The organism is Acinetobacter sp. BIGb0102 (assembly GCF_003815055.1).
Lineage (GTDB): Bacteria > Pseudomonadota > Gammaproteobacteria > Pseudomonadales > Moraxellaceae > Acinetobacter > Acinetobacter vivianii.
In genome coordinates this window covers 80,220-104,436 of sequence record NZ_RKQE01000011.1, presented here as the reverse complement: position 1 = coordinate 104,436, position 24,217 = coordinate 80,220, and the positions used below count along the sequence as shown (strand labels likewise).

The following is a 24,217-nucleotide window of genomic DNA, read 5'->3' as shown; positions in this document are numbered from 1 at the left end:
TATTAAAAGACTGCCCTATTGCATGCAGAATCATTTACAATAAAAGCACTTAATGTAAAACCCAGCAAATTTGCAAGGAATGAAACATGACAACCATTACTTTACCTGCACTTCCATATGGCTATGACGATCTAGCGCCACATATCACTCGCGAAACTTTAGAATACCATCACGACAAACACCACAATACTTATGTTGTTAACTTAAACAACTTAATCAAAGGTACTGACCTTGAAGGCAAAACGTTAGAAGAAATCATCAAAGCTTCTGCTGGTGATGCATCTAAAGCAGGTATCTTCAACAACGCTGCTCAAGTATGGAACCACACGTTCTACTGGAACAGCATGAAGCCAAACGGTGGTGGTAAACCTACAGGTGCGATTGCAGCGAAAATCGACGAAGCTTTTGGTAGCTACGAAAAATTTGCAGAAGAATTCACTGCTGCTGCAACAACTCAATTCGGTTCAGGTTGGGCTTGGTTAGTTGCTGACGAAGTAAACGGTAAATTATCTATTACTAAAACTGCCAATGCAGACACCCCACTTGCTCACGGTCAAATCGCTGTATTGACAATCGACGTTTGGGAACATGCTTACTACATCGACTTCCGTAACTTACGTCCAAAATACATCGCGACTTTCTTAGAAAGCTTAGTAAACTGGGACTATGCAAATGCTAAACTTGCAGGTCAACCAGCAGGTGTTGAGAAATAAGTTTTTATTTCTTCATTAAAAAAACTGCTCTTGATGAGCAGTTTTTTTTATATCTATATTTTTCAACAGTTCACCCCTTTCAATCATTCTATGAGCATCCATTTATCTAATAAATAAAAAGCTCGCTCGCCTATCTTTATTCATCTTCTAAATACAACACTGCTGCTCATTTATAATTATAAAAAACTGTTTCTCACCCTTCCTAAATCAAAGATTTATTTTGAACCATGCATTCTTTAAACCTTTAAACAATAAAAAACCCTGCTTTCGCAGGGTCTTTTTGAATCAGTTCAGTGCTTAGTGAGCAGCGAATTGGTTCATTGTGTTTTTAGCATCATCATGTGCTTTAAGTGCGTTGTCACCAGAGAAGATTTCTTTGTGATCATCACCGATGTCAGAACCCGCCATTGCTTGGTGTTTAACACAAGCGATACCGCCACGGATTTCTTTACGTTGTACGCCAGCAACATAAGCCAACATACCTTCAGTACCGAAGTAACCTTGTGCAAGCTCATGCGTAGAAAGAGCAGCAGTGTGGTAAGTCGGAAGTGTGATCAAGTGATGGAACACACCCGCTTCACGAGAAGCGTCTGCTTGGAAAGTACGGATCTTAGCATCAGCATCAGCAGCTAATTCAGTATTGTCATACTCAGCGCTCATTAATTTAGCACGGTCGTATGCAGAAACGTCTTTACCTTCAGCAACCCAACGGTCGTAAGCTTGTTGACGGAAGTTTAAAGTCCAGTTGAATGATGGGCTGTTGTTATAAACAAGCTTCGCATTTGGAACTGTTTCACGTACACGGTTAACCATGTGAGCGATTTCTTCTACGTTTGGAGTCGCAGTTTCGATCCAAAGAAGATCAGCACCATTTTGAAGGCTAGATACACAGTCAAGTACAACACGGTCAATTTGAGTGTCAGGACGGAACTGATATAAACCAGAAGCTAAACGCTTAGGACGATGTAATTTACCATCACGCTTGATCAGGATTTCATCTTCTTGAGCATCAGCGATGTCAATTTCAGTTGTATCTAAGTAGCTGATATATTGAGAAGCGATGTCGCCTGGCTCTTTAACCACTGGGATTTTTTGAGTCAAGTCAGCGCCTTCAGAGTCAGTACGCGCAACGATGATACCGTCATCAAGACCCATTTCTAAGAATGCATAACGTAATGCATGGATTTTAGCGATGAAGTCTTCGTGTGGAACAGTTACTTTACCAGCTTGGTGACCACATTGTTTTGCGTCAGATACTTGGTTTTCGATTTGAAGTGCACATGCACCAGCTTCGATCATTTTCTTAGCAAGTAAGTAAGTCGCTTCTTCGTTACCGAAACCAGCGTCGATGTCAGCAATAATTGGCACAACGTGAGTTTCAAAGTTGTCGATTTGAGCAGTGATTTCAGCTGCTTTAGCAGTATCACCTGCTTCTTGTGCTTTTTTAAGTGCACGGAATAAATCGTTTAATTCTTTTGCATCAGCTTGACGTAAGAAAGTGTAGATTTCTTCGATCAAAGCAGGAACAGATGTTTTTTCATGCATTGATTGGTCTGGAAGTGGACCAAATTCTGAACGAAGTGCAGCAACCATCCAACCAGAAAGGTAGATATAGCGACGTTCAGTTGTACCGAAGTATTTTTTGTTCGCAATCATTTTTTGTTGTGCGATGAAACCGTGCCAGCAACCTAATGATTGAGTATATTTGCTAGAATCGGCATCATAAGCAGCCATATCACGACGCATAATCGCAGCTGTGTATTTAGCAATGTCTAAACCAGTTTTGAAACGGTTTTGTAGTTGCATACGAGCAGCATCTTCAGGACTAATATCTGCCCAAGTATTGCCAAATTTTGCTTTTAATTCGCGGATTGCATCAATCGCTGTTTGATATGTAGTCATGATCTATTCCTTTGAGGATTGGCATCGAACGGGGGCTAAAAATCCTGATTTTATTTAGTCTAGATTTCAAGCGCCTCATCAACATGAATCAAAGCTTAGTCTTTGGCAAGCGATTTATCCAATATTCTAGCTTAATCTTCGGTATTTTCTTAGAAAATGTATGTATAGGCTTTTATCAAAACCCTCAAAAATACAACATAAGCAATTGTTTTTAATTGATTTTAAAGATACAACAAAATATGTAAAAAGCCTATTTCAGGCCATTTTTCTAGACTGATCAGTTCAAAAAATGCGAAAAAACAGGCGCTCAAATCGTAAAAAGATATAAATTTCCACCCTATTTTATGCCTGCTCTAAAAAAGTAATTGAGCTAAAATTAACCGATCTGAATTTAATAAATTAACTCAATGTGCCAAGTTCCATGACACACCTTATGGCTGTTGCTTTTATGTAGGATTAAGTTACACAAAAGGCTTTAGATATGTCATAATTCAACACAATTTAAGGATTTTATTTTCGGTATTTTTTTTATGAATCTGGAGCGGGTCGATCTTAATTTATTAATTTATCTTGACGTACTTCTTCGTGAAAAAAATGTCACACGCGCCGCAGAGCAACTCGGTGTTACCCAGCCTGCGATGAGTAATATTTTACGTCGTTTACGTAACTTATTTAATGATCCCCTACTGATTCGCTCTTCTGAAGGTATGACGCCTACTGAGCGTGCATTGGAATTACAACCTCGTATTCGCGATGCGCTGTCAGATCTTTCCATGATTTTAGAACCGCGTACCGAATTCCGTCCTTATACCAGTACTCGTGTGTTTCGTATCATGACTTCGGATTATGCCGAAGCAACCTTAGTGCCTCGCCTTGTCAAGGCATTACGTTCGGAAGCGCCAAATGTTGTACTTGATTTCTTAACGCCAAGTGATGTGTCTTATCGAGACATGGAGCAAGGTAAAGTTGATCTCGCCATTAACCGCTTCAATGAAATTCCACAAAGTTTCCATCAGGTTCTGGTCTGGCGCGATAGCTTTAGCTGTATTTTAAATGACAAACACCCTGCTGTGACTCACTTAAACCTGAAAAGCTATTTAGATGCACAGCATATCTGGGTATCAAAAACAGGAATGGGTGTGGGCTTCGGTGTGAATCCGGATAAACAGGCAGGTCTTGGCTGGATTGATCAGGCTTTAGAACGTATTGGTCAACGCCGTAAAATTTCAGTGTTTACCCGTCATTATCAAATGCCAGCACTGTTAGCACAAAATGTAGATTTGATTGCGACCTTGCCAACACGTATGGCACGTTTGCAAACACAGAATCCCAAACTGGTTATAAAGGATCCTCCATTTTATATTCCTGAATTTGAATTAAAAATGGCTTGGTGTCCTTTACTGCATCATCATCCTGCACATCGTTGGTTAAGACAGCTTATCCTGTTTGTTGCACGACAGATGATCGAGGAAGAGAATCGTGAATTTCTCTTAAATAACTCACAGTTTTCACAATACTAGAATATTGCTCTATAATAATATTTAATTCCCTATGGATATGCTTGTTTCTTAAGCGAAATTGTTATAACGAGGTAATGATTTGATTACCTCTGTTCTTTTTTGTGTTACAACATATTCATAATAATATGCACCACAGGTGATGTGTGAGTCTCTTCCAAAATATTATTGTTATCGCCCTGCTTATTTCAGCAGCAGGCTTTTTATCACTCACAGAAATTGCTCTCGCTGGCGCTAGAAAAGTTAAATTAAAAATTTTGGCCGAATCTGGCGAAACCCGCGCACAAAAAGTTTTAGATCTACAAGAACAATCTGCTGACTTCTTCGCAGCCTCGCAAATTGGTTTAAATGCTGTTGCAATCTTAGGTGGTATTCTCGGTGAAGCAGCCTTCCGACCTTTCTTCGTTGACCTGATTGTACGGGTTTATTCAGGCCCTTGGTTAGAGACGATTGGTTTTGCCCTTTCCTTCACCATGGTCACTTCTCTATTCATTTTATTTGCCGATCTTATGCCAAAACGTTTGGCAATGATTGCGCCAGAAAAAATTGCCATTAGCGTGATCGAGCCGATTCAGATTTTTATTAAAATCTGCAAGCCGTTGGCATGGGGCATCAATGCGATTGCCAATCTGCTATTCCGCTTATTTAAGGTCAATACCATTCGTGATGACAATATTACCTTTGATGATATTTCAGCAGTCATGGATGCAGGTGCACAAGCTGGGGTTTTACAAAAGCAAGAACATCATTTTATTGAAAACGTGTTTGAACTCGAAGAACGTACTGTTCCTTCAAGTATGACCACACGTGAAAATGTGGTGTTTTTCACCCTAACAGAACCTGAAGATAGTATTCGTCAAAAACTGGGTGAATATCCTTATTCAAAATTTCTGGTTTGTAATGAACATATTGATCAGGTGATCGGCTATGTCGATGCCAAAGATATTCTGGTTCGCATTCTCAATAAACAGTCTTTTACACAACTGAATGAATCGACTATTCGTAATGTGTTAATGATTCCAGATACCTTAACCCTGTCAGAATTACTAGACCGCTTCCGCTCAACCAAAGAGAAATTTGCGGTCGTCATTAATGAATATGCCTTGGTTGTTGGAGTGATTACCCTGAGTGATATCATGATCACAGTCATGGGTGATTGGGTCACTCCAATGGATGAAGAACAGCAGATTATTAAACGCGACAATCATTCTTGGTTAATTGATGGCGGCACACCAATCGAAGACGTCAAACATGTTTTGGAAATTGAAGAGTTTCCTGAAAATGAGAATTACGAAACTATTGCTGGCTTTATTATGTATCGCCTACGTAAGATCCCGCGTCCTGCTGATGCCGTAGAATATGCTGGATTCAAGTTTGAAGTGGTCGATATTGACCATTATAAAATTGACCAATTACTTGTCACACAAGTTTTACCAAGTCAGGAAAATGAGCCTCTCACCCATTCCGAAGACTAAGCAAAGATGAAAAATAAAAGCCCGATTTACGGGCTTTATTTACTTCATTACAAACCAGATCAGAACAGCCAATATCACAATAATAAAGACAATAACCTTTATTCCACCACGACTTTTCTGCGCCAACTGCTCCTGCACATGGGCCTGTTCATGTGGATGTTCTTGCAAATACTGATCGATTAAATCTTTTGATTCCTTCAAACCCAATCCTGTTTGCTCACGTGTAATCTTGATGGCATCAATCAATTGCCCTTCACGTAACACATTTAATGCTTCAGGTGGAATACGAGGAAATGAACTCATAAACTAACAATCCTTGTTATGTTTGACGATGAGCAGAACGGGCTACTATCCCCGCTTAGTTTCCGCCGAGTTGTGCCAACAATGTATCCAAAGTCGCTTGATAATGGATGGTAATATCTTCTGCTAAAATCTTATACGCATTGTCGAATTGAACCATTGGCCAGCCTTCTTTCCAAAATGGAAAAATATTGTGCAAGTCATGGGTCACCATCGCATCTTCACGATCAATGGCCTGTGCAACCTGAGCAAGCACCTGTGCAGTTTCTGCACCATCAATGGCTAAATAATCAATTCCACGCGCTTTTAAAATGCGAATACGGTCTTTTTTATAACGGATTTTTTTAGCCTGACCAGAATTCAAGCCCAATGCCAATGTCACAGCTTCAACGAACTTGTCTTCAAAACTTGTATTCAGTGCAACCAAAGCTTGTTTATGTGCTTCTTGACGACCAGCTTTCCCCCCATTACGGATAATCTCATTTGCTTCCGTATCCAGCTTATCTTTTTTCATAGACTGTAAAATGTCTAAAACTTCGATATCGCTTAAAGATTCAGGAGATTGCTCAATCATGGGAGACCTTATACACATAAATAAAGAAACATTGTCTCATAAAAGCGTTATCAAAGCAGAATAAAAATGAAAATTGGCATTCTATCTGCATAATTTTTTATATCGGTTTCCAAAATTTACCTCAACGAGCTCAGGTTGCTTTTAGAAGATTGATGAATTAGTTTGCTAATTTACTTTTACCCTGATAATATTATTTTACCCGTATAAAACTATTTAAATAAAATGAATACTCAAAATACCTATACTGCTTTTTCAGGTCACACGCTGATTGCTCAAGCGCAACTTCCTGACATTGCATTAAAGCTCAAACATCTTTCTGAAACTGCCGAGAATATTTTGATTTTCAATGATCAAACTGGCCGACAAATTGATCTTGATCTTTCTGGCTCTGAACAAGAAATCCAACAACGTTATAGCGAGCCTGAGCCAGCAAAGAAAGTTGGGCGACCGAAGCTCGGCGTTATCTCTCGTGAAATTACTTTACAGAAAAAACATTGGGACTGGTTAGACCAACAGAGTGCCAGTGCATCAGCCGTGATTCGAAAGCTGATAGATAAGGAATTGAATGACCCAGCATCTGAAAGCAATATCATGCTTGCCAAGCAAGCCACTGATCGCTTTATGTCGGCGATGTTAGGCAACATGCCCAATTACGAAGAAGCAACTCGTGCTTTGTATCAGGGTGATCAGGCTGTTTTCTTAAAACTAATTAAAAACTATCCTTTAGATCCCCAACAATATATTTGTAGATTATCCATGCATGCCTTTTAAAAAGGCAGCTTTGATTTATTAAGAAGCCCCTATTGCAGGGGCTTTTTTCAGGCCAAGTTTTTCTTTTCTTTATACTCTTTTACCTTTCGATCACTCACATCCTCTGGATAACAATAAGGTGTGTATCCGCCTGCACGGTTATAGGCACTACGTTTTCCACAGCGACTGCCATTACGTGCAGTGTTATAGGGGCATGGGCAATTACCTGGATAGCTCTCGATAGATTCTTGAATAATTTTTCGTTTAATTGCCGCTGTGCTATTCCCTACCTGTTTGGCCTCAACATTAAAAGCCAGACATAAACCCATTAAAAATAATATTTTTTTCATAAATACCTCTCTAAGGCAGGCATTGTATAGAGAAATATTTTATGTGAAATATCATATATATTTTAAATGATTTATTATTAGACGGTTAAAGCCATAAGCATAAAAAAACCCGCTTACGCGGGTTTTTTTCAAATCAATTCAGTCTATTAAAGACGAACCAATTCCACTACTTTCTCAGCGGCTTCTTCAACTGTTTCAGCAGTAATATCTGTATCTGTACCGTCCACAGTCGTTGTAATAACCACCACACCTGTTTCACGTAACAATGCAATTTGCTCAGCCGTTAAATTAGCTTTTGCAATCGCAACCACACCCTGTTGGATCAATAAACTCTCTAAAGCTTGAGCTTTCTCAATCAACTGCGCAGAAACACCAATTACCGCAGGCTTTTGACCTAAACGGGCAGCACGATCTTCCGCAGTCACAGGATTGCTATGTGCAGTCCATTCAACTGCCGCTTCAACCATACCTGCACCAACAGTCACGTTGCTTAAACGGTCAATAAAGATAAATGAACCTGTATAACGGCTGTCTTGATATTGATCAAAGACCACTGGTGCATCAAACTCAACCACTACATCCGCAATTGCATTCAGTTCAAGCTCTTCAACTTGCGTATGCTCTAATGTATTTACATTGACACGGAAGTTAATTGCAGTGACTTTAGCCGGAACAGTTTGCGTACCAATTTTGACGTTGTAAAGCTTACCTTTCACCAATGGATGTTCATTCATCCAGACCACTGAAGCACGTACACTACGTGAAATCAAAGGCTGCTCGCCCGCACGGACTAAAACGTTACCACGAGAAATATCAATTTCATCATTTAAAGTTAAAGTCACGGCCTGACCTGCAACGGCCTGCTCAAGATTGCCATCAAAAGTGACAATCTCTTTCACCGTTGATTTCTTGCCTGATGGCAATGCAACAATCTCATCACCTACATTGATTGCACCTAATGCAATCGTTCCAGCAAAACCACGGAAATCAAGGTTTGGACGGTTTACATACTGAACTGGGAAACGGAATTCATGTTTATTTGATTCGCGCTTAATTTCCACAGACTCAAGAATGCTCATCAAGGTTTGACCCTTGTACCATGGCGTACTTGCAGATGGATTAACAACGTTATCGCCATTCAATGCCGAGATTGGCACGAATAAAATATTCTCAGGACGACGATCGCCGAGTTGGCTTACGAATGCATCATATTCAACCTGAATTTCGTTGAAACGTGCTTCAGAGAATTCAACCAAGTCCATTTTATTGATCGCAACAACGATATTTTTAATACCGAGTAAGCTAGCAATAAATGAATGACGGCGAGTTTGGGTTTGCACACCATAACGCGCATCAATCAGGATAATGGCAAGGTCGGCAGTGGATGCACCTGTTGCCATGTTACGCGTGTATTGTTCATGTCCAGGTGTATCTGCAATGATGAACTTACGCTTTTCAGTAGAAAAATAGCGATAAGCCACGTCAATAGTAATACCCTGCTCACGTTCAGCCTGTAAACCATCAACCAGCAAAGCAAGGTCAGGTGCATCACCTGTTGTTCCCACTTTCTTACTATCGCGTGTTACAGCTTGCAATTGATCTTCATAAATCAATTTTGAATCGTAAAGTAAACGACCAATTAAAGTACTTTTACCATCATCGACGTTACCGCAAGTCAAAAAGCGCAATAAGTCTTTTTGTTCATGTTGTTTTAAATAACCCAAGATATCTTGGCTAATAAGATCTGATTGATGAGACATTGCTCAAAACTCCACATATTCTTTAGAAATCGCTTTTAATCTCCCTAAATCCCTCTTTTAAAAAGAGGGACTTGCTTAAGGAAACTAGAAATAACCTTCTTGCTTTTTCTTTTCCATCGAGCCCGCTTCATCGTGGTCAATCATACGACCCTGACGCTCAGAACTGGTTGCTAAAAGCATTTCCTGAATAATTTCAGGCAAGGTATCTGCTTCAGACTCAACTGCCCCTGTTAACGGATAACAGCCAAGTGTACGGAAACGTACCGATTTCATTTGTGGAACTTCACCCTCTTTTAAGCGCATACGTTCATCATCCACCATGATCAACGTGCCACTGCGTTCAACCACAGGACGAACTGCAGAGAAATAAAGAGGAACAATCTGGATATTTTCCAGATAAATATATTGCCAGATATCCAACTCAGTCCAGTTCGATAATGGGAATACACGAATACTCTCACCCTTGTTCACTTTACCGTTGTAAAGATTCCAAAGTTCTGGACGCTGGTTCTTAGGATCCCAACGATGCTTATTATCACGGAACGAATACACACGTTCTTTGGCACGTGATTTTTCTTCATCACGACGAGCGCCACCAAATGCAGCATCAAACTGATACTTATCCAAGGCTTGCTTTAAACCTTGGGTTTTCATGATGTCGGTATATTTTGAACTACCGTGATCAAATGGATTGATCCCTGCATCACGACCTTCAACATTTTGATGAACGATCAAATCAAAGCCGTGTGTTTTTGCCATATTGTCACGGAAAGCGATCATGTCTTTAAACTTCCAGCCTGTATCTACATGCAGCAGCGGGAATGGAAGTTTTGCTGGATAGAACGCTTTGAGTGCAAGATGTAACATCACTGCTGAGTCTTTACCAATTGAGTAAAGCATCACAGGATTTTCAAATTCGGCTGCAACTTCACGAATAATATGAATACTTTCTGCCTCAAGTTGCTTGAGGTGCGTTAATCTATTTTCAGTCATGTACAATTTCCCCCTTATCCATGCTATCCATAAAATCTATAAGTGGTATCAAACCACCACTTTGAAGACTGTGTGGAGGAACGAGTGCCATAACAACTCCAATTTTTCATAATATCGAGATTCTTACTCGCGCTACTTTCACGATCGAGTAAAGGATATTCATTATAATAATTTAGATTCGATTCTTTAGCTTGTTTTTTCATATCAATATGCAAAATTATGATATGAAAATAAGTTTATGAAATATCAATACAACCACTTTCACATGAATAAATTAAAAAAAGAAGCCCATCTGGACTTCTTTTTTGTCGGCTCAACTTTGTTTAAAAGCGGAACATTTTTGTTTCTAATGGAATTTCAACACCTACAGAAACACCACCATCACTGCCATGTAGGTCAGAATCACTTACCCAACCATTCACTTTCAATGGAATTGTTGGTTTTAGATAATGTGTCCAGGTTACATCTAAACCTTTAATCTTATCTGCTTTAGGAAATGCATCATTATTCAATTCGACACGGCGTGTTTGACTGACATCTGCATAGAGCAAACGTCCACTCAGGCGGTTCATCACATCAAAACGAATATCACCACCAACCGAATACATTTGACCATCGCCACCCATTGCATGACCTAATGGGAACCCATGCTGGTAGTAACCATCTTTATATGTGGTATGGCTATATGAAATGCCTTTTGCTTCGCCGTTGGTACGTGTGTCCGCCCATTCAGCATAGAGTTGGTACGGCATATTTTTATAGCTTGATGAGAAATCAGCACCACCGAGGTACATATATTTTGCAGGTAGACCACCCGCTTCATCTTCACCTACAAATTGTGTATATAAACTGACTGGCACATTAAATAATGGTTGTAAGAATAAGCGACCATCAAAGCCCGCAATCTGGTTAGATGGATCTTCTTTACCTGTACCACCATTGTCTTTAGTGCCTGTCCAAGCATCCCACAATGAGCTAAAGCTTTCAGGCCGTCCTTCTCCACCCCACTGAATCGCACGTGAAGCACCGAGTTCTAAGGCTGGAAATGGTCGTGCAGTTAAGCGCAAACCAATTAATTTTGTGTCTGGAACAGCTTTATAGTCATCTAACTGACCAGCAAAAGCCTGATATTGCCACGGCCCAATCCAAGACAACCATTTGGTTTCAAATGCATCTTGAACTGCACGTTGCATTGTCACGCCATATACTGGACGGCTGGCATCACCACGAATCAAGCTACCATCATGTCCCGGCCCCCAATAAGTCGGAATTTGACCAGCGACAATCCATTGGTTCCAAAGTTTACCTGCGATATACGAACCTTCGACATTGACGTCGTTTCCATTATCAATCAATGGATCTTTCTCTCCATTGACACGCAGTTTGGCATCCCAATTCTCACCACCTGCATTAAACTCAACAGCTGCCTGATATTGAGATTTCTGGTTATCACCAAAAGCCTGAGGAACAGTTTTAAGATCAGTCCCTGCATGCAAACCGACTTTGACTGTTTCATTATCTGCCTGTAATGCATTCAATACAGAGTTAATGACTTTCTGCTGCGTATTATTGCTCACTTTTGCTTGTGACAATGCACGTTGAATTTCATCACCGCTCATTGGCCAAGTCGATGTACTGATTTGAATGACACCTTGCTGGTTTAACCAGTTTAAATCCGTTCTTAAATTTTCATCGTTGAGTACAAGACCCTGAGCAAATACTGGAGAAGAAAGAGCAGCAAATAATGCGATACAAAGCGATTTTTTTAAAAACATGTCCAGACTGTTCTCAAATTTATTTATGGACACATGATCGTTGGTTTATGAGCACATTTCAATCGTCAAACGAAACAATTACATTTTTTAACATGCAGGATAAAATTGACAATAATTGATGCCTGTCAGTAACATTTATTTCACCTATAACACGACTGAAATCAAATAATGAAAATTATTGCGACATTTATTATTGCGGTAGCAATCTCAATTCCTGCGTTTGCTCAGCCAGCGTCAAACCAATCTGTAAAAGAGTTATTAAAGATAACCAAGTCTGAACAATTTCTTGGTCAAATGAGTCAGCAGATGAATAGCATGATGCATTCAAATATGGATAAGATCACTCAAGGCAAAAAATTAACAACAAAACAAGAACTTGCCATGGTAAATTACTCTCAGGAACTTGGCAAAATTATGCAAGAGGAATTGACATGGGCAAAATTAGAACCAGAAATGATTAAAATCTATGCCGAAGAATTTACCCAAGAGGAAATTGATGGCATGATCCAATTCTATAAAACGCCTGTAGGGCAATCCATGATTGATAAAATGCCAATCGTGATGCAAAAAAGCATGCAAGTGGGCTATAAACGAATGGATAGCGTTACACCTAAAATTATGCAGGCCGCAGAAAAGTTAGCAAAAGAAATGCAAGCTGAATAACTCATTCAAGCATAAAAAAAGCCACGCTAAACGTGGCTTTTTTTAAGGTAAAGCGTATTAATCTTTACGGCGCATATGCGGAAATAAGAGTACATCACGAATACTTGGTGCGTTAGCAAATAACATCACCAAACGGTCAATACCAATACCCTGACCTGCTGTAGGCGGTAAACCATATTCTAATGCTTCAATAAAGTCAGCATCGTAATGCATTGCTTCATCATCACCTGCATCTTTTTCAGCAACCTGTGCTTGGAAGCGCTCAGCCTGATCAATCGGGTCATTTAACTCAGAGAAGCCATTGGCTAACTCACGACCACCGATAAAGAATTCGAAACGATCCGTAATATGCGGATTGTCGTCATTACGGCGCGCAAGCGGTGAAGTTTCAGCTGGATATTCAGTAATGAATGTTGGCTGGCGTAACTTGGTTTCTACCGTTTCTTCAAACACGATGGTTTGCAACTTACCTAAACCAAAACCAGGTTTAACTTGCTCTTTTAACACTTCTTGAGTGAATTTCGCCAAGAACTCACGATCATTGACATTTTCAGGAGTGAAATCTGGGTTATGTTCAAGAATCGCATCAAACATTGAGATTTTCTTGAATGGGCCTTTGAAGCTATAAACTTCGTCACCATACGGCACATCAGTAGTACCTAAAATATCAATTGCCAGCTTTTCAAGCATATTCTCAGTCAATACCATCAAGTCTTTATAGTCAGCATAAGCTTGATAGAATTCGATCATGGTGAATTCTGGGTTATGACGTGTTGAAACACCTTCGTTACGGAAGTTACGGTTAATTTCAAACACACGCTCGAAACCACCAACAACCAAACGTTTCAAATAAAGTTCTGGTGCGATACGGAGATAAAGCTCCATATCCAATGCATTATGATGCGTGACGAACGGTTTCGCAGATGCGCCACCTGGAATCACATGCATCATTGGCGTTTCAACTTCCATGAAACGTTCATTGGTTAAGAATGCACGGATACCCGCTACCACTTTGGCACGAATCTCAAAGGTCTTACGCGTTTCTTCGTTTACAATCAGGTCGAGATAACGTTTACGATATTTCGCTTCAGTATCAGTTAAACCATGGAATTTGTCTGGCAGTGGACGTAGTGATTTCGTCAGTAACTCAAAACCTTCAAGGTGTACATATAAGTCACCTTTACCAGAACGGCCGATATAGCCTTCAGCAGCAATAATATCGCCAAGATCCAGACTCTTGATCGTTTCTAAAATGTCTGCTGGTAAACCTTTACGATCGACATAAAGCTGGATACGACCTGTCATGTCCTGAATCACGATAAATGATCCACGGTTAAGCATCACACGACCAGCAACCTTGACATAAACTTTTTCAGCACCTTCGATTTGTGCTTTATCTTGATCTTTAAATTGTTCTTGCAAATCAGCTGTATAGTTTTCACGTTTAAACGTGTTTGGCCACGGGCTCTTACCCGTTTGTTTTGCAGTCTCTTGGATTTGCTTTAACTTGGCATGACGCTGTGCGATTAAATCGTTTTCGGAAAGTGTTTGTTCAGAAGTCGATTGAGCGTTTTGTTGCGTCATCTCTGCCTCGATTAAGTAAAAAATGAAGTGACATAGAATAGCAGATCACAACCCATTTTCGTATTATTTCAATCAGACAATTCAAAAAAATGAATATTTATCAATTTTGAATCGAGATTACGCAACAGTTGGCCTTGTTAAATCAACATTCTCAGGGCTTATTTTTCAGCCAGATGTTTCACCATGGCGAGTCCCTGATCAAAGCCTTTATTCATAAATTCTACATGCTCTGGCTGAATATCCACTTCAACATGCAGTTGCGTTTCGCCATTAAAATCGAACAACATATATTTTTCCAAGGCGCCTACCCAATCTTTGATTTCATCACTGTCCAGATCTTCCTGACCATTCTTGATCATTCCCAGATGTTTGAACACAACCTCTTTCGGTTCATCCAGACTTTCAATGGTAGAGACCATGCCATTGCCTTTACCATCACCAAAATAGGTTCTCCCCCCTATTTTCCAGTCTGTTTTCATGGTGGAGTCACAGGCAAAGAACTTAGTCCATTCTGGATAACTTTCAGGTGACCAAAGCACCTGCCAGACTTTTTCAGGGGTCGCATAAATTTTAATATTATAAGATAAGGTTTCCATGCGTTATTCTCCTTCTATCGTTGTTTTCTTCATCATAACTTGATTTTGAATGTTTGTTTTTTATACATACTATTTTTATACGATTGGCTTTTTTCATTACATAAGTCCTGAACTTTTGATAAAAATTTAGAGCAATTGCTCAAATAACAAGACTTTCAGATAGAATTGCCATATCGCTTTTTGAATAAATGATTAAACTCTTGCATTTACTTTACTTAAATGTCGTTCTGCGTAAAAATCTAATTCCCGATTAACATAAGTTAGTTCCTCTTGCAGCGATCATAGCGACATTACGGAATAGTTTTACTGAAAGGCAACTTGAGCATACCGATCAGTTTGGAGAGTCACATGAAAAAATATCAATGTATCGTTTGTGGTTGGATTTACGACGAAGCAGAAGGTTGGCCACAAGACGGCATTGCAGCAGGAACCAAATGGGAAGATATTCCTGATGACTGGACTTGCCCAGATTGCGGCGTTTCAAAAGCTGATTTTGAAATGGTTGAAATCTAAAGATTAAAGAAAAAAGACTATGAGAATCATGGTCTTTTTTTCTGAGTGTTCATTTTTAAATAAGAAAATACTGGAGAATATAATGCACCCTATCGTCATCATCGGATCAGGTATGGCTGGATATACCGTTGCACGAGAATTTCGCAAATTAAGCCCAGAACAAGAGCTGGTCATGATCTGTGCGGACGATGCGGTAAATTATGCAAAACCAACATTATCAAATGCCTTTGCAGGTAAAAAAGCACCCGAACAAATTGCGTTAGGCGATGCTGCAAAAATGGCGACCCAATTGAATATGCGCATCGAAGCAGAAACCTGGGTAAAAGAAATCCATGCCGAAAAACATGAAATTATTTTAGAAAAAAATGGCGAAAGTATTACCCAGCCTTATTCAAAATTGGTTCTTGCAGTCGGTGCAAATCCAATCCGTTTAGCAATTGCGGGTGACGGTAGCGAAGACATTCACGTGGTGAACTCACTGATTGACTATCGTACTTTCCGTGAAAATCTGTCGAAACGTAAAGACAAACGTGTTGTGATTCTTGGTGCAGGCCTCATTGGCTGTGAATTTGCCAATGATTTACTGCACAGTGATTATGAAGTAACGGTCATTGATCTTGCACCACAGCCTTTAGGTCGTTTATTGCCAAACCATGTGGCAGATGCATTTAGAACCAATTTAGAACAGGCAGGTATTAAATTTGCCCTGTCAACGACCGTTGAAAAAGTCACGAAAATTAATGATGGCGAAGACTATGCAGTCACTTTAGCCAATGGTCAAACCTTAGTTGCAGATATTGTCCTTTCTGCAATTGGTTTACAGCCAAATATTGCTTTAGCTAAGGCAGCAGACATCCAAACTAGTCGTGGCATCATTACCAATACTTTATTAGAAACCAATCAGGCTGATATTTATGCCGTGGGTGACTGTGCTGAAGTGAATGGTACTTTGCTTCCATTCGTCATGCCGATCATGCAACAAGCCCGTGCCTTAGCAAAAACCCTGAGTGGTCAAAGTACTGCTGTTCACTACCCTGCCATGCCAGTCGCAGTGAAAACCCCTGCCGCACCATTAACCGTATTACCAGCACCACTGGATGTTGAGGTGAACTGGGAAACTGAAGAATTTGAAGATGGGATGCTTGCGAAAGCCGCAGATGGCGAAGGTACCTTAAGAGGATTTGTCCTATTAGGTGCAACTGCGGGTAAACAACGTTTAACCTTAACCAAACTGGTTCCGGACTTGATTCCAGCACAGGTTTAGGTTTTAAATACGAGGGTTTGCTGAGAAAAGAATGTCCAGCACGCCCTTAAGCGATAAAAAGAATTCAATTCGGAACGAATATCATGAACAGTGCCCTCCAGTTTAATGTGTCGCCATACGCTTCCTTTATGCAAGAAACCAAAGTGACTTTGGGCAATGGCATTGAATTGCATGTTGAAATGGGCGGTAATCCTGAACACCCAACGATTTTACTGATCATGGGTTTAGGTGCACAAATGTTATTCTGGCCTGATTTTTTCTGTAAGGCGCTGATTGATCAAGGCTTTCGAGTCATCCGTTTTGATAACCGTGACATCGGTCTCTCTTCTAAAATCCGCAATAAAGGCAAACGGCTCAATACCATGAAATTGATGAGCCGCTTTATGTTTGGTCTGGGTAATGAAGGTGCACCCTACACACTTTATGATATGGCAGATGATGTTGCGATGCTGATTGATCAGCTTGGCCTAGAGAAAACCTATATTCTGGGTGCCTCTATGGGCGGCATGATTTCACAAATTGTTGCAGCAAAATATCCAGAAAAAGTAGAAAAGGTCGGCTTATTATTTACCAGCAATAATCAACCGCTTCTACCACCACCTTATCCGAAACAACTTTTTAGCCTACTCGGTAAGCCAGCTGCACATGATGAAGAAACCATTATCAATCACAGCCTGAATGTTTTCCGTATTATTGGTTCGCCAGGTTATGTCAATCCGGTTGAATCAATTCAAACCATTCGCAAATTATATCGTCGTAGTTTTTATCCAGCGGGTGTACTTCAACAGTTTTTAGCAATATTATGTACGGGTTCTCTGTTACCATTGAACAAAACGATGACTCAGCCGACACTGGTTGTACACGGATCAAAAGACCGACTGTTACCACCAAGTCACGGGAAAGCTGTTGCAAAAGCAATTTCTGGTGCTAAGTTTGAATTAATCCAAGGAATGGGGCATGATATTCCTGCACATTTCATTCCACAACTTAGTGGTTTGTTTGCTCACCACTTTAGATCATCACACTAGGACTCTATGGCTGCATTACCCTCATTAAGACAGCTATCATATTTAGTTACGTTGTCAGAAACTTTACATTTTACTGAAGCAGCGCGTCGTTCCTTTGTCACCCAGTCGACTTTGTCTGGCGGCATCATGGAATTAGAGCGCTTATTAGGTGGCGTCTTAGTTGAGCGTGATCGTCAAAACGTCCGTTTAACACCTTTGGGTGAACAGGTTGTGGCACGTGCCCGCGTACTACTTGCCGATGCTCAGGATTTGATGCGCTTAAGCCGTGAAATGAGCGAACCACTCACAGGTGATTTGCATCTTGGTATTATTCCAACGATTGCGCCATTTATCCTGACGCAATTGCTGGAAGAAGTGCATCAACAATTGCCAAAAATCCAGTTGCATCTACATGAAGCGCAAAGTGAGAAGATTGTAGAAAAGCTGGAACACGGCAATCTGGACATGATTGTACTGGCTCTTCCTTTCGACACACGCAGCCTTAAAGTTGCCGAAATTGCGAAAGAACATTTGTTCTTGGTGTACAACAAAAAAGATACCAATGCGGCAAATGCAAACTCTCTCGATGACCTCGATTTATCACGCCTGATGTTGCTTGAAGAAGGACACTGTTTACGTGACCATGCTTTAAGTGCCTGCCCTGTGGGTGAGCGTAAAAATGATCACCGTTTAAAAGCGAGCTCATTGCCAACACTGGTGGAAATGGTATCGTCTGATCTTGGCTTTACCCTGTTACCAGAGATTGCCTTGAAGAACAGCATGATTCACTTTAATGAAGATATTGACGTGAAATCGATTGAAGCTGCCCCAAGCCGTACTCTGGCCCTAGTCACACGTAAAAGTACGCCATTACAAAGTGAATTTGATGTGATTCTGCAAATTCTGCAAAAAATCACTGCTCACTTAGAATAATCAAATAAAAAGCCTGTAATTGATTACAGGCTTTTTTACATCAACAAGACTAATTATTTGATATCCAGCAAATTGACTTGCTCAGCCTGCACATCACTCATGCGCTGCCCTTGATCCAGTAATTGATCAAAGTAACTCTCAACGACTTTTGCCTGATCCGCAGTATTTTCCACTTTGTACATATTTTGACGGAATTCATTACTTGAACGTAATCCTTTGGTGTACCAAGCAATATGCTTACGCGCGATGCGACAGCCAGAATACTCACCGTAGAACTCATACAATTCAGCCAAATGTCCCAATAAAACTGCCTTAACTTCTGCAATATCTGGCGCGGCGAGATGTTCACCCGTTTTCAAATAGTGAGCAATTTCCCGAAAGATCCATGGTCGGCCTTGAGCAGCACGCCCAATCATAATGGCATCTGCGCCTGTATAATCCAGCACATATTTGGCTTTTTCAGGACTATCAATATCACCATTGGCAATCAATGGAATATCAATCAGCTGTTTCACCTGCTTGATTAGCTCATAACGTGCCGTATTTAAATACATATCTTCACGAGTACGACCATGTAAAGCTAAGGCAGCGATGCCTGATTCTTCGGCACGTTTGGCCACACGTAAAATATTTTCATGACCATTTAAAAAGCCCAAACGGGTTTTCAAGGTTACAGGCACATCAACGGCTGCGACCACGGCATCCAGAATACGGGCGACGAGATCTTCATCTTGTAATAACGCCGAACCTGCCAATTTATTGCAGACTTTTTTGGCTGGACAACCCATATTGATATCAACAATTTGTGCCCCATTTGCCACCTGATAACGTGCCGCTTCCGCCAGTTGTTCAGGATCAGAACCTGCGATTTGTGCAGAAATTGGCGCCAGCTCACCATCAAAATTGGCTCGATAAAGGCTCTTCTTGCTCATGCGCAAGGTCTTGTCTGCGGTCATCATTTCACTGACTGCATGTCCGGCACCAAAGTACTTACATAGTGTTCTAAATGGACGGTCTGTTACGCCGGCCATAGGGGCAACGATCAAATTATTTGACAGTTGATACGAACCAATATACATATATTTTCTTACAATTTCTGACCAACATAGTATACTTCATTCGCCCGTTCGGCTCATCTTTTTGTGCGGTGTTGTCTTCATTATGAACAAATCTGTTTCGACTCGTCCTCTACTCAAAACATTTAGCCTGTTGGCAATTAGCATAAGCTTAACTGCTTGTGGCGATAATGCTTGGTGGTCAAATAGTAAAGAACCTGAAATGAAGGCAGAACAGATCAAAAAAGTTCTTCCGCCGCGTGTAAATGATCGTGAATCATGGTCGCAAGATATTTTTGATATCATGCAACAATTGAGTATTCCAAAATCCAAGCAAAATGTGTGTAGTATTGTGGCGGTCGTGGATCAGGAATCTAACTTTGTTGCCGACCCTGCTGTTCCAGGCTTAGGTGAAAAAGCTGTTCAGGAAATCAATACCCGACTCAAGGAAAAGTTCGAAGCCAAGTTAGGTGAAACCATTGGCGGTACTGTTGCAGGTTATTTTGAAGATGTGTTGAAAAATCAGCCATCTCCAGAAAATAATTACATGAGTCAGATGCGCAAAGTAAAAACTGAACGCGAGCTGGATCTCCTCTATCGTGAAATCTTTGATTATATGTCAAAGCATTATCATGTAAGTGCTTTAACTGGTGCTGCTAAATTAATTGGCCAAGATATTGGCGAGAAAATGAATCCGATCACCACGCTGGGTTCGATGCAAGTACATATTAACTATGCCAAAGAGCATAAACGTCAAAGTGGCAATATTGCGGAATTGCGTGATGACCTCTATACCCAATATGGTGGGTTATATTATGGCATTCATCGCCTAATGGAATATTCGACCGATTATGACAAAGCCATTTATCGCTTTGCCGACTATAATTCGGGGATGTATTCAAGCCGTAATGCTGCTTTCCAAAAGATGCTTGAAGTGATACAAGATAAAGATCTTGATTTAGATGGCGATTTATTACTTTATAACAAAGATGGTAATCCACAATCCGCATTGAGCCAGTCAGAAAAAGAAGTTATTGCTGCATTTACCAGTAATAGGATTTTGGTGACGCCACGTCAAATTCGTGCGGATTTAAAGAAAGAAAAAGAGAGAAAATTTGAAGATACACAGACTTACCTAGCGGTTCAAAAACTATATCAAACTAAAACCAATAAAGAACCAATTTATGCAATTATGCCTGAGGTGATTATTTCAGGGCCTAAACTCAGCCGTGATTACAATACCAATTGGTTCGCAAGTCGTGTAAATGGACGATATGAAACATGCATGCAAAGAGCGAAACGTATAAAACTGTAAATCTTGCCTTATTTGATTTTGATGGAACACTTTATCCCAAAGACAGTTTCACGGGATTTATTTTCTTTGCGCTATCAAAACGCCACATTGTTAAAAGAGGTCTGAAAATCCTGCCTTGGATTCAGGCCTACTATTTACGCCTTTACCCTGCGCATGCAATGCGACCACGTCTATTTGAAACCATGTTTAAAGACACGCCAATCGATTTTGTGGAAAAATTAGCACAGGAATATACTCAAAAATTATTAAAAAAATTAGATCCAGATTTACTTAATCAGCTCCGACAACACCAACAACGCGGTGACCATGTAGTTCTGGTCTCGGCTTCGGTTGACCTTTATCTCGCTCCAATCTGTGATGTGCTCAAGATTGATTTAATCTGTACCCAGACCGAAACAAAAGATGGCCTGCTAACAGGAAAATATAGCTCTGAAGACTGTAGTTGCGAACAGAAGAAAGTACGTATTTTAGAAAAGTATCATTTAGACGATTATCATGCGGTTTATGCCTATGGCAATAGTGAAGAAGATTTAGAGATGCTTTCACTTGCAGACTACCCTTATATGATGGGTGAGCAAAAAGGATTACCAGTTCTGGATTCCAAATATGCAAAATCAGTAGACATAAAAAAGCCCGCTTAAAGCGAGCTTTTTTATGGATGACAATTTAATAAATTGCCATATGATCTCGATGAATCATTTCAAGCGAACGTGCTTCACCTAACACCTGATAGACTTTTTCTGATGATAAACCTTTGATCATTTCTGCGGAACGTGAACTAAAATTGACACGACCAACCGCAATACGACCACCGTTTTTATCAACACATTCCACCACATCACCACGATCAAAATGTCCTTCAATCGCTTTCACACCCACAGGTAAAAGACTACGGTGCTTGCGCTTAATCGCTTCAACGGCGCCATCATCAATCACTAAACGCCCTGCCGTTTGCAAATGCGCTGCAAGCCATTGTTGATGTGCTGTGACACGATCATTGTCTGTGGTAAATAACGTGCCCAACATCTCGCCCGCCATCAAACGCGCAAGTACATTGTCACTTTCACCACTGGCAATTAATGTCGGGCAACCTGATCTCGCTGCTAGACGCGCTGCACGAACCTTAGTCACCATACCGCCACGACCCAGCACACCACCGCCACCTGCCATCTCGAACAGGCTATCATCAAGTGCGCGAACGGCTGAAAACAGTTTCGCATCTGGATTGCTGCGTGGATCAGAATCAAACATCCCCTGCTGATCTGTCAGGATAATGAGTAATTCTGCATGCACCTGACCCGCAACCATGGCAGCCAAGGTGTCATTATCACCAAAACGGATTTCGTCAGTAGATACGGTGTCATTTTCATTAATGACTGGAATCACATGCCAATCAATCAGGTTCTGCAATGCATCACATGAGTTGAGGTAACGACGACGATCAGCAAGATCATCATGCGTGAGTAAAACCTGTGCGGTCTGGATGCCATGCTGATCAAGCACACTTGACCAAGTATGGATCAGGCCCATTTGGCCAATGGCCGCACAAGCTTGCAAACTGGGTAGATCGGTGGGTCGACTCGCAAGTTTCATGCGTACCATCCCTTCTGCAACTGCACCTGAAGACACCAGAATAATCTCATGTCCGGCATTGTGTAGATCTGCAATCTGTTTCGCCCAGTGCGAAATTGCATTTAAATCTAGACCTTGCCCATTTGCAGTGAGTAAAGATGATCCGATTTTAACAACGATTCGTTTACACGCATTGAGCTGACGTTGCCCATCGACCACTTCTATCATTTTTCCCTCGGTTTACTAGTCACGAATGTAGATACTTTCTACATCGCCTTCATCCTCATCGTCATCAAAGTCTTCGTCATCGTCCAGACCAGCTTCACGCTGAGCTTTACGCATAGCACGATAGGCTTCTTTAGCTGCGATGGTTTGTTCACGTGTTTCAGCTTCAAGCTGCTCACGGAATGCTTTAACTTCTGCTGCGTACTCTGGATCTTCAACTTCGCGTTCACGTTGTTGTTCGATCTGATCCATTAAATAGTACACAACCTCTTTGGTGCCTTCAGACATCAAACCAGAAGTTTTAAATACAGGCCCTTTCCATTGCAATTCATCAAGAATGTGCTGACACCACTCTTCTTTAGACTCTTCAGGAAGCTGGTCAAGTTTGTTTAGAACCAGTACCACTGGAAGTTTTGCTAAAGTTGGTGAGAATTTAACCAATTCACCCAAAATCGCTTTTGCATTATGCGCTGGATCTGAACCATCAATCGGTTGAACATCAACGATATGCAACAGGATACGCGTACGTGCCAAATGCTTAAGGAAGCGAATCCCTAGACCTGCACCTTCTGCTGCGCCTTCGATCAGTCCAGGAATATCCGCCATCACAAATGAACGGTGACGATCGGCATCGACCACACCTAAGTTAGGGACCATCGTCGTAAACGGATAATCAGCAACTTTTGGTTTTGCCGCACTGACTGCACGGATAAATGTCGATTTACCTGCATTCGGCATACCCAATAAGCCAACGTCTGCGAGTACTTTTAACTCTAGACGGACTTCACGATATTCGCCTTTAATCCCGTGTGTACATTTACGAGGTGAACGGTTGGTTGACGATTTAAAGTGAGTATTCCCTAAACCACCATCACCGCCTTGGGCAACTTTGACACGTTGACCATCAGCGACCAAGTCACCAATAATATCGCCCGACTCAGTATCAACAATCGTTGTACCGACTGGCACTTTTAAAATAACGTCTTCACCGCCACGGCCTGAACAGTTTGCACCCGAACCATTTTTACCGCGTTCTGCGCGATAACGACGGGTATAACGGTAATCTACAAGTGTGCTGGTATCATCATCCGCCTGGATGTAAATACTTCCGCCACGTCCCCCATCACCGCCATCCGGGCCACCAAAAGGGACAAATTTTTCACGGCGAAAACTGGCTACGCCATTGCCACCGTCGCCAGCCTCTACGGTAATGACTGCTTCATCAACAAAGCGCATGTGCCAATCCTCTGAATTCTTTAAAACGGGGTATTTTGCCACATTTTAAGAAAATTCTCGAATAGAAAAATCAGCAAATTGATTTTTTTAAATTTATTCTGGGTTGAATATTCAAATTAAACAATTCAACACCGAAAAATATCAA

At 40.9% G+C, this 24,217-nt stretch carries 23 protein-coding genes; 11 read left to right on the top strand and 12 right to left on the bottom strand.

The features are described from left to right. Window positions 1-86 precede the first annotated feature (86 nt). Window positions 87-713, top strand: coding sequence for a superoxide dismutase (locus tag EC846_RS06680; protein ID WP_004638474.1), 627 nt, complete (start codon window positions 87-89; stop codon window positions 711-713). Between the two features lie 297 nt (window positions 714-1,010). Here EC846_RS06680 and EC846_RS06675 read toward each other — a convergent pair whose 3' ends face one another. After that, the gene (locus EC846_RS06675) at window positions 1,011-2,615 is read right to left on the bottom strand and encodes an isocitrate lyase (RefSeq protein ID WP_004773636.1); all 1,605 of its coding nucleotides are present in this window, start codon (window positions 2,613-2,615) and stop codon (window positions 1,011-1,013) included. Window positions 2,616-3,145: 530 nt separating this feature from the next. On the opposite strand from EC846_RS06675, the gene EC846_RS06670 reads away from it, so the two are divergent. Then, window positions 3,146-4,135: a LysR family transcriptional regulator gene (locus EC846_RS06670; RefSeq protein ID WP_004773639.1), complete on the top strand. Its 990-nt coding sequence runs from the start codon at window positions 3,146-3,148 to the stop codon at window positions 4,133-4,135. A 143-nt stretch (window positions 4,136-4,278) separates the two neighbouring features. Continuing rightward, window positions 4,279-5,607, top strand: a complete 1,329-nt coding sequence (locus tag EC846_RS06665; RefSeq protein ID WP_123774625.1) for a hemolysin family protein — start codon at window positions 4,279-4,281, stop codon at window positions 5,605-5,607. Between the two features lie 39 nt (window positions 5,608-5,646). Here the strand turns inward: EC846_RS06665 and EC846_RS06660 are convergent, their stop codons facing one another. Further along, window positions 5,647-5,910, bottom strand: a complete 264-nt coding sequence (locus EC846_RS06660; RefSeq protein WP_123774624.1) for a ribosomal protein L7/L12 — start codon at window positions 5,908-5,910, stop codon at window positions 5,647-5,649. Window positions 5,911-5,965: 55 nt separating this feature from the next. After that, the gene (locus EC846_RS06655) at window positions 5,966-6,481 is read right to left on the bottom strand and encodes a hypothetical protein (protein WP_123774623.1); all 516 of its coding nucleotides are present in this window, start codon (window positions 6,479-6,481) and stop codon (window positions 5,966-5,968) included. A 222-nt stretch (window positions 6,482-6,703) separates the two neighbouring features. Between EC846_RS06655 and EC846_RS06650 the strand changes: the two genes are divergently transcribed. Then, entirely contained in the window at window positions 6,704-7,252 is a 549-nt protein-coding gene (locus EC846_RS06650; protein WP_005258754.1) for a DUF2239 family protein, read from the top strand. 47 nt (window positions 7,253-7,299) lie between these two features. Here EC846_RS06650 and EC846_RS06645 read toward each other — a convergent pair whose 3' ends face one another. From EC846_RS06645 to EC846_RS06630, 4 genes are all read right to left on the bottom strand, one after another. Beyond that, a complete protein-coding gene (locus EC846_RS06645; RefSeq protein WP_047429000.1) occupies window positions 7,300-7,581 on the bottom strand; it encodes a hypothetical protein in 282 nt (93 codons plus the stop codon). Between the two features lie 146 nt (window positions 7,582-7,727). Next, a complete protein-coding gene (cysN, locus tag EC846_RS06640) occupies window positions 7,728-9,341 on the bottom strand; it encodes a sulfate adenylyltransferase subunit CysN (protein WP_123774622.1) in 1,614 nt (537 codons plus the stop codon). An 84-nt stretch (window positions 9,342-9,425) separates the two neighbouring features. Beyond that, window positions 9,426-10,334 (bottom strand): sulfate adenylyltransferase subunit CysD, encoded by a 909-nt coding sequence (gene cysD / locus EC846_RS06635; protein WP_004652700.1) that lies wholly within the window; start codon window positions 10,332-10,334, stop codon window positions 9,426-9,428. 323 nt (window positions 10,335-10,657) lie between these two features. Beyond that, window positions 10,658-12,109, bottom strand: coding sequence for a capsule assembly Wzi family protein (locus EC846_RS06630; protein WP_005258759.1), 1,452 nt, complete (start codon window positions 12,107-12,109; stop codon window positions 10,658-10,660). Between the two features lie 168 nt (window positions 12,110-12,277). Between EC846_RS06630 and EC846_RS06625 the strand changes: the two genes are divergently transcribed. Further along, window positions 12,278-12,772, top strand: a complete 495-nt coding sequence (locus tag EC846_RS06625; RefSeq protein WP_005258760.1) for a DUF2059 domain-containing protein — start codon at window positions 12,278-12,280, stop codon at window positions 12,770-12,772. A gap of 57 nt (window positions 12,773-12,829) precedes the next feature. Here EC846_RS06625 and lysS read toward each other — a convergent pair whose 3' ends face one another. Together lysS and EC846_RS06615 are read right to left on the bottom strand one after the other, a co-directional pair. Then, the gene (gene lysS / locus EC846_RS06620) at window positions 12,830-14,356 is read right to left on the bottom strand and encodes a lysine--tRNA ligase (RefSeq protein WP_123774621.1); all 1,527 of its coding nucleotides are present in this window, start codon (window positions 14,354-14,356) and stop codon (window positions 12,830-12,832) included. Window positions 14,357-14,514: 158 nt separating this feature from the next. Further along, a complete protein-coding gene (locus EC846_RS06615) occupies window positions 14,515-14,952 on the bottom strand; it encodes an SRPBCC family protein (RefSeq protein ID WP_123774620.1) in 438 nt (145 codons plus the stop codon). Between the two features lie 348 nt (window positions 14,953-15,300). On the opposite strand from EC846_RS06615, the gene rubA reads away from it, so the two are divergent. From rubA to oxyR, 4 genes are all read left to right on the top strand, one after another. Continuing rightward, complete coding sequence (gene rubA, locus EC846_RS06610) at window positions 15,301-15,465, top strand: rubredoxin RubA (protein WP_004678010.1); 165 nt, start codon at window positions 15,301-15,303, stop codon at window positions 15,463-15,465. 82 nt (window positions 15,466-15,547) lie between these two features. Then, complete coding sequence (gene rubB / locus EC846_RS06605; protein ID WP_047429021.1) at window positions 15,548-16,729, top strand: rubredoxin reductase RubB; 1,182 nt, start codon at window positions 15,548-15,550, stop codon at window positions 16,727-16,729. A gap of 83 nt (window positions 16,730-16,812) precedes the next feature. After that, window positions 16,813-17,757 (top strand): esterase EstB, encoded by a 945-nt coding sequence (gene estB / locus EC846_RS06600; RefSeq protein WP_005258769.1) that lies wholly within the window; start codon window positions 16,813-16,815, stop codon window positions 17,755-17,757. Between the two features lie 6 nt (window positions 17,758-17,763). Continuing rightward, window positions 17,764-18,669: a LysR family transcriptional regulator OxyR gene (oxyR, locus tag EC846_RS06595; protein ID WP_004773664.1), complete on the top strand. Its 906-nt coding sequence runs from the start codon at window positions 17,764-17,766 to the stop codon at window positions 18,667-18,669. Window positions 18,670-18,722: 53 nt separating this feature from the next. Here the strand turns inward: oxyR and dusB are convergent, their stop codons facing one another. Continuing rightward, window positions 18,723-19,748, bottom strand: a complete 1,026-nt coding sequence (gene dusB, locus EC846_RS06590) for a tRNA dihydrouridine synthase DusB (RefSeq protein WP_069579873.1) — start codon at window positions 19,746-19,748, stop codon at window positions 18,723-18,725. A gap of 82 nt (window positions 19,749-19,830) precedes the next feature. Between dusB and EC846_RS06585 the strand changes: the two genes are divergently transcribed. Then, entirely contained in the window at window positions 19,831-21,039 is a 1,209-nt protein-coding gene (locus EC846_RS06585) for a DUF1615 family protein (protein WP_123774619.1), read from the top strand. Continuing rightward, a complete protein-coding gene (locus EC846_RS06580) occupies window positions 21,006-21,680 on the top strand; it encodes an HAD-IB family hydrolase (protein WP_123774618.1) in 675 nt (224 codons plus the stop codon). Before EC846_RS06585 ends, EC846_RS06580 begins: the two co-directional genes overlap by 34 nt. A 25-nt stretch (window positions 21,681-21,705) precedes the next feature. On the opposite strand, the gene proB is transcribed toward EC846_RS06580, so the two are convergent. Further along, window positions 21,706-22,839 carry a glutamate 5-kinase gene (gene proB / locus EC846_RS06575; protein WP_004773675.1) on the bottom strand — a complete coding sequence of 378 codons (1,134 nt, stop codon included), beginning with the start codon at window positions 22,837-22,839 and terminating at the stop codon, window positions 21,706-21,708. A gap of 15 nt (window positions 22,840-22,854) precedes the next feature. After that, on the bottom strand, window positions 22,855-24,072 hold the full coding sequence (gene cgtA, locus EC846_RS06570; RefSeq protein WP_005258776.1) for an Obg family GTPase CgtA: 1,218 nt from the start codon (window positions 24,070-24,072) through the stop codon (window positions 22,855-22,857). Window positions 24,073-24,217: the final 145 nt, after the last annotated feature.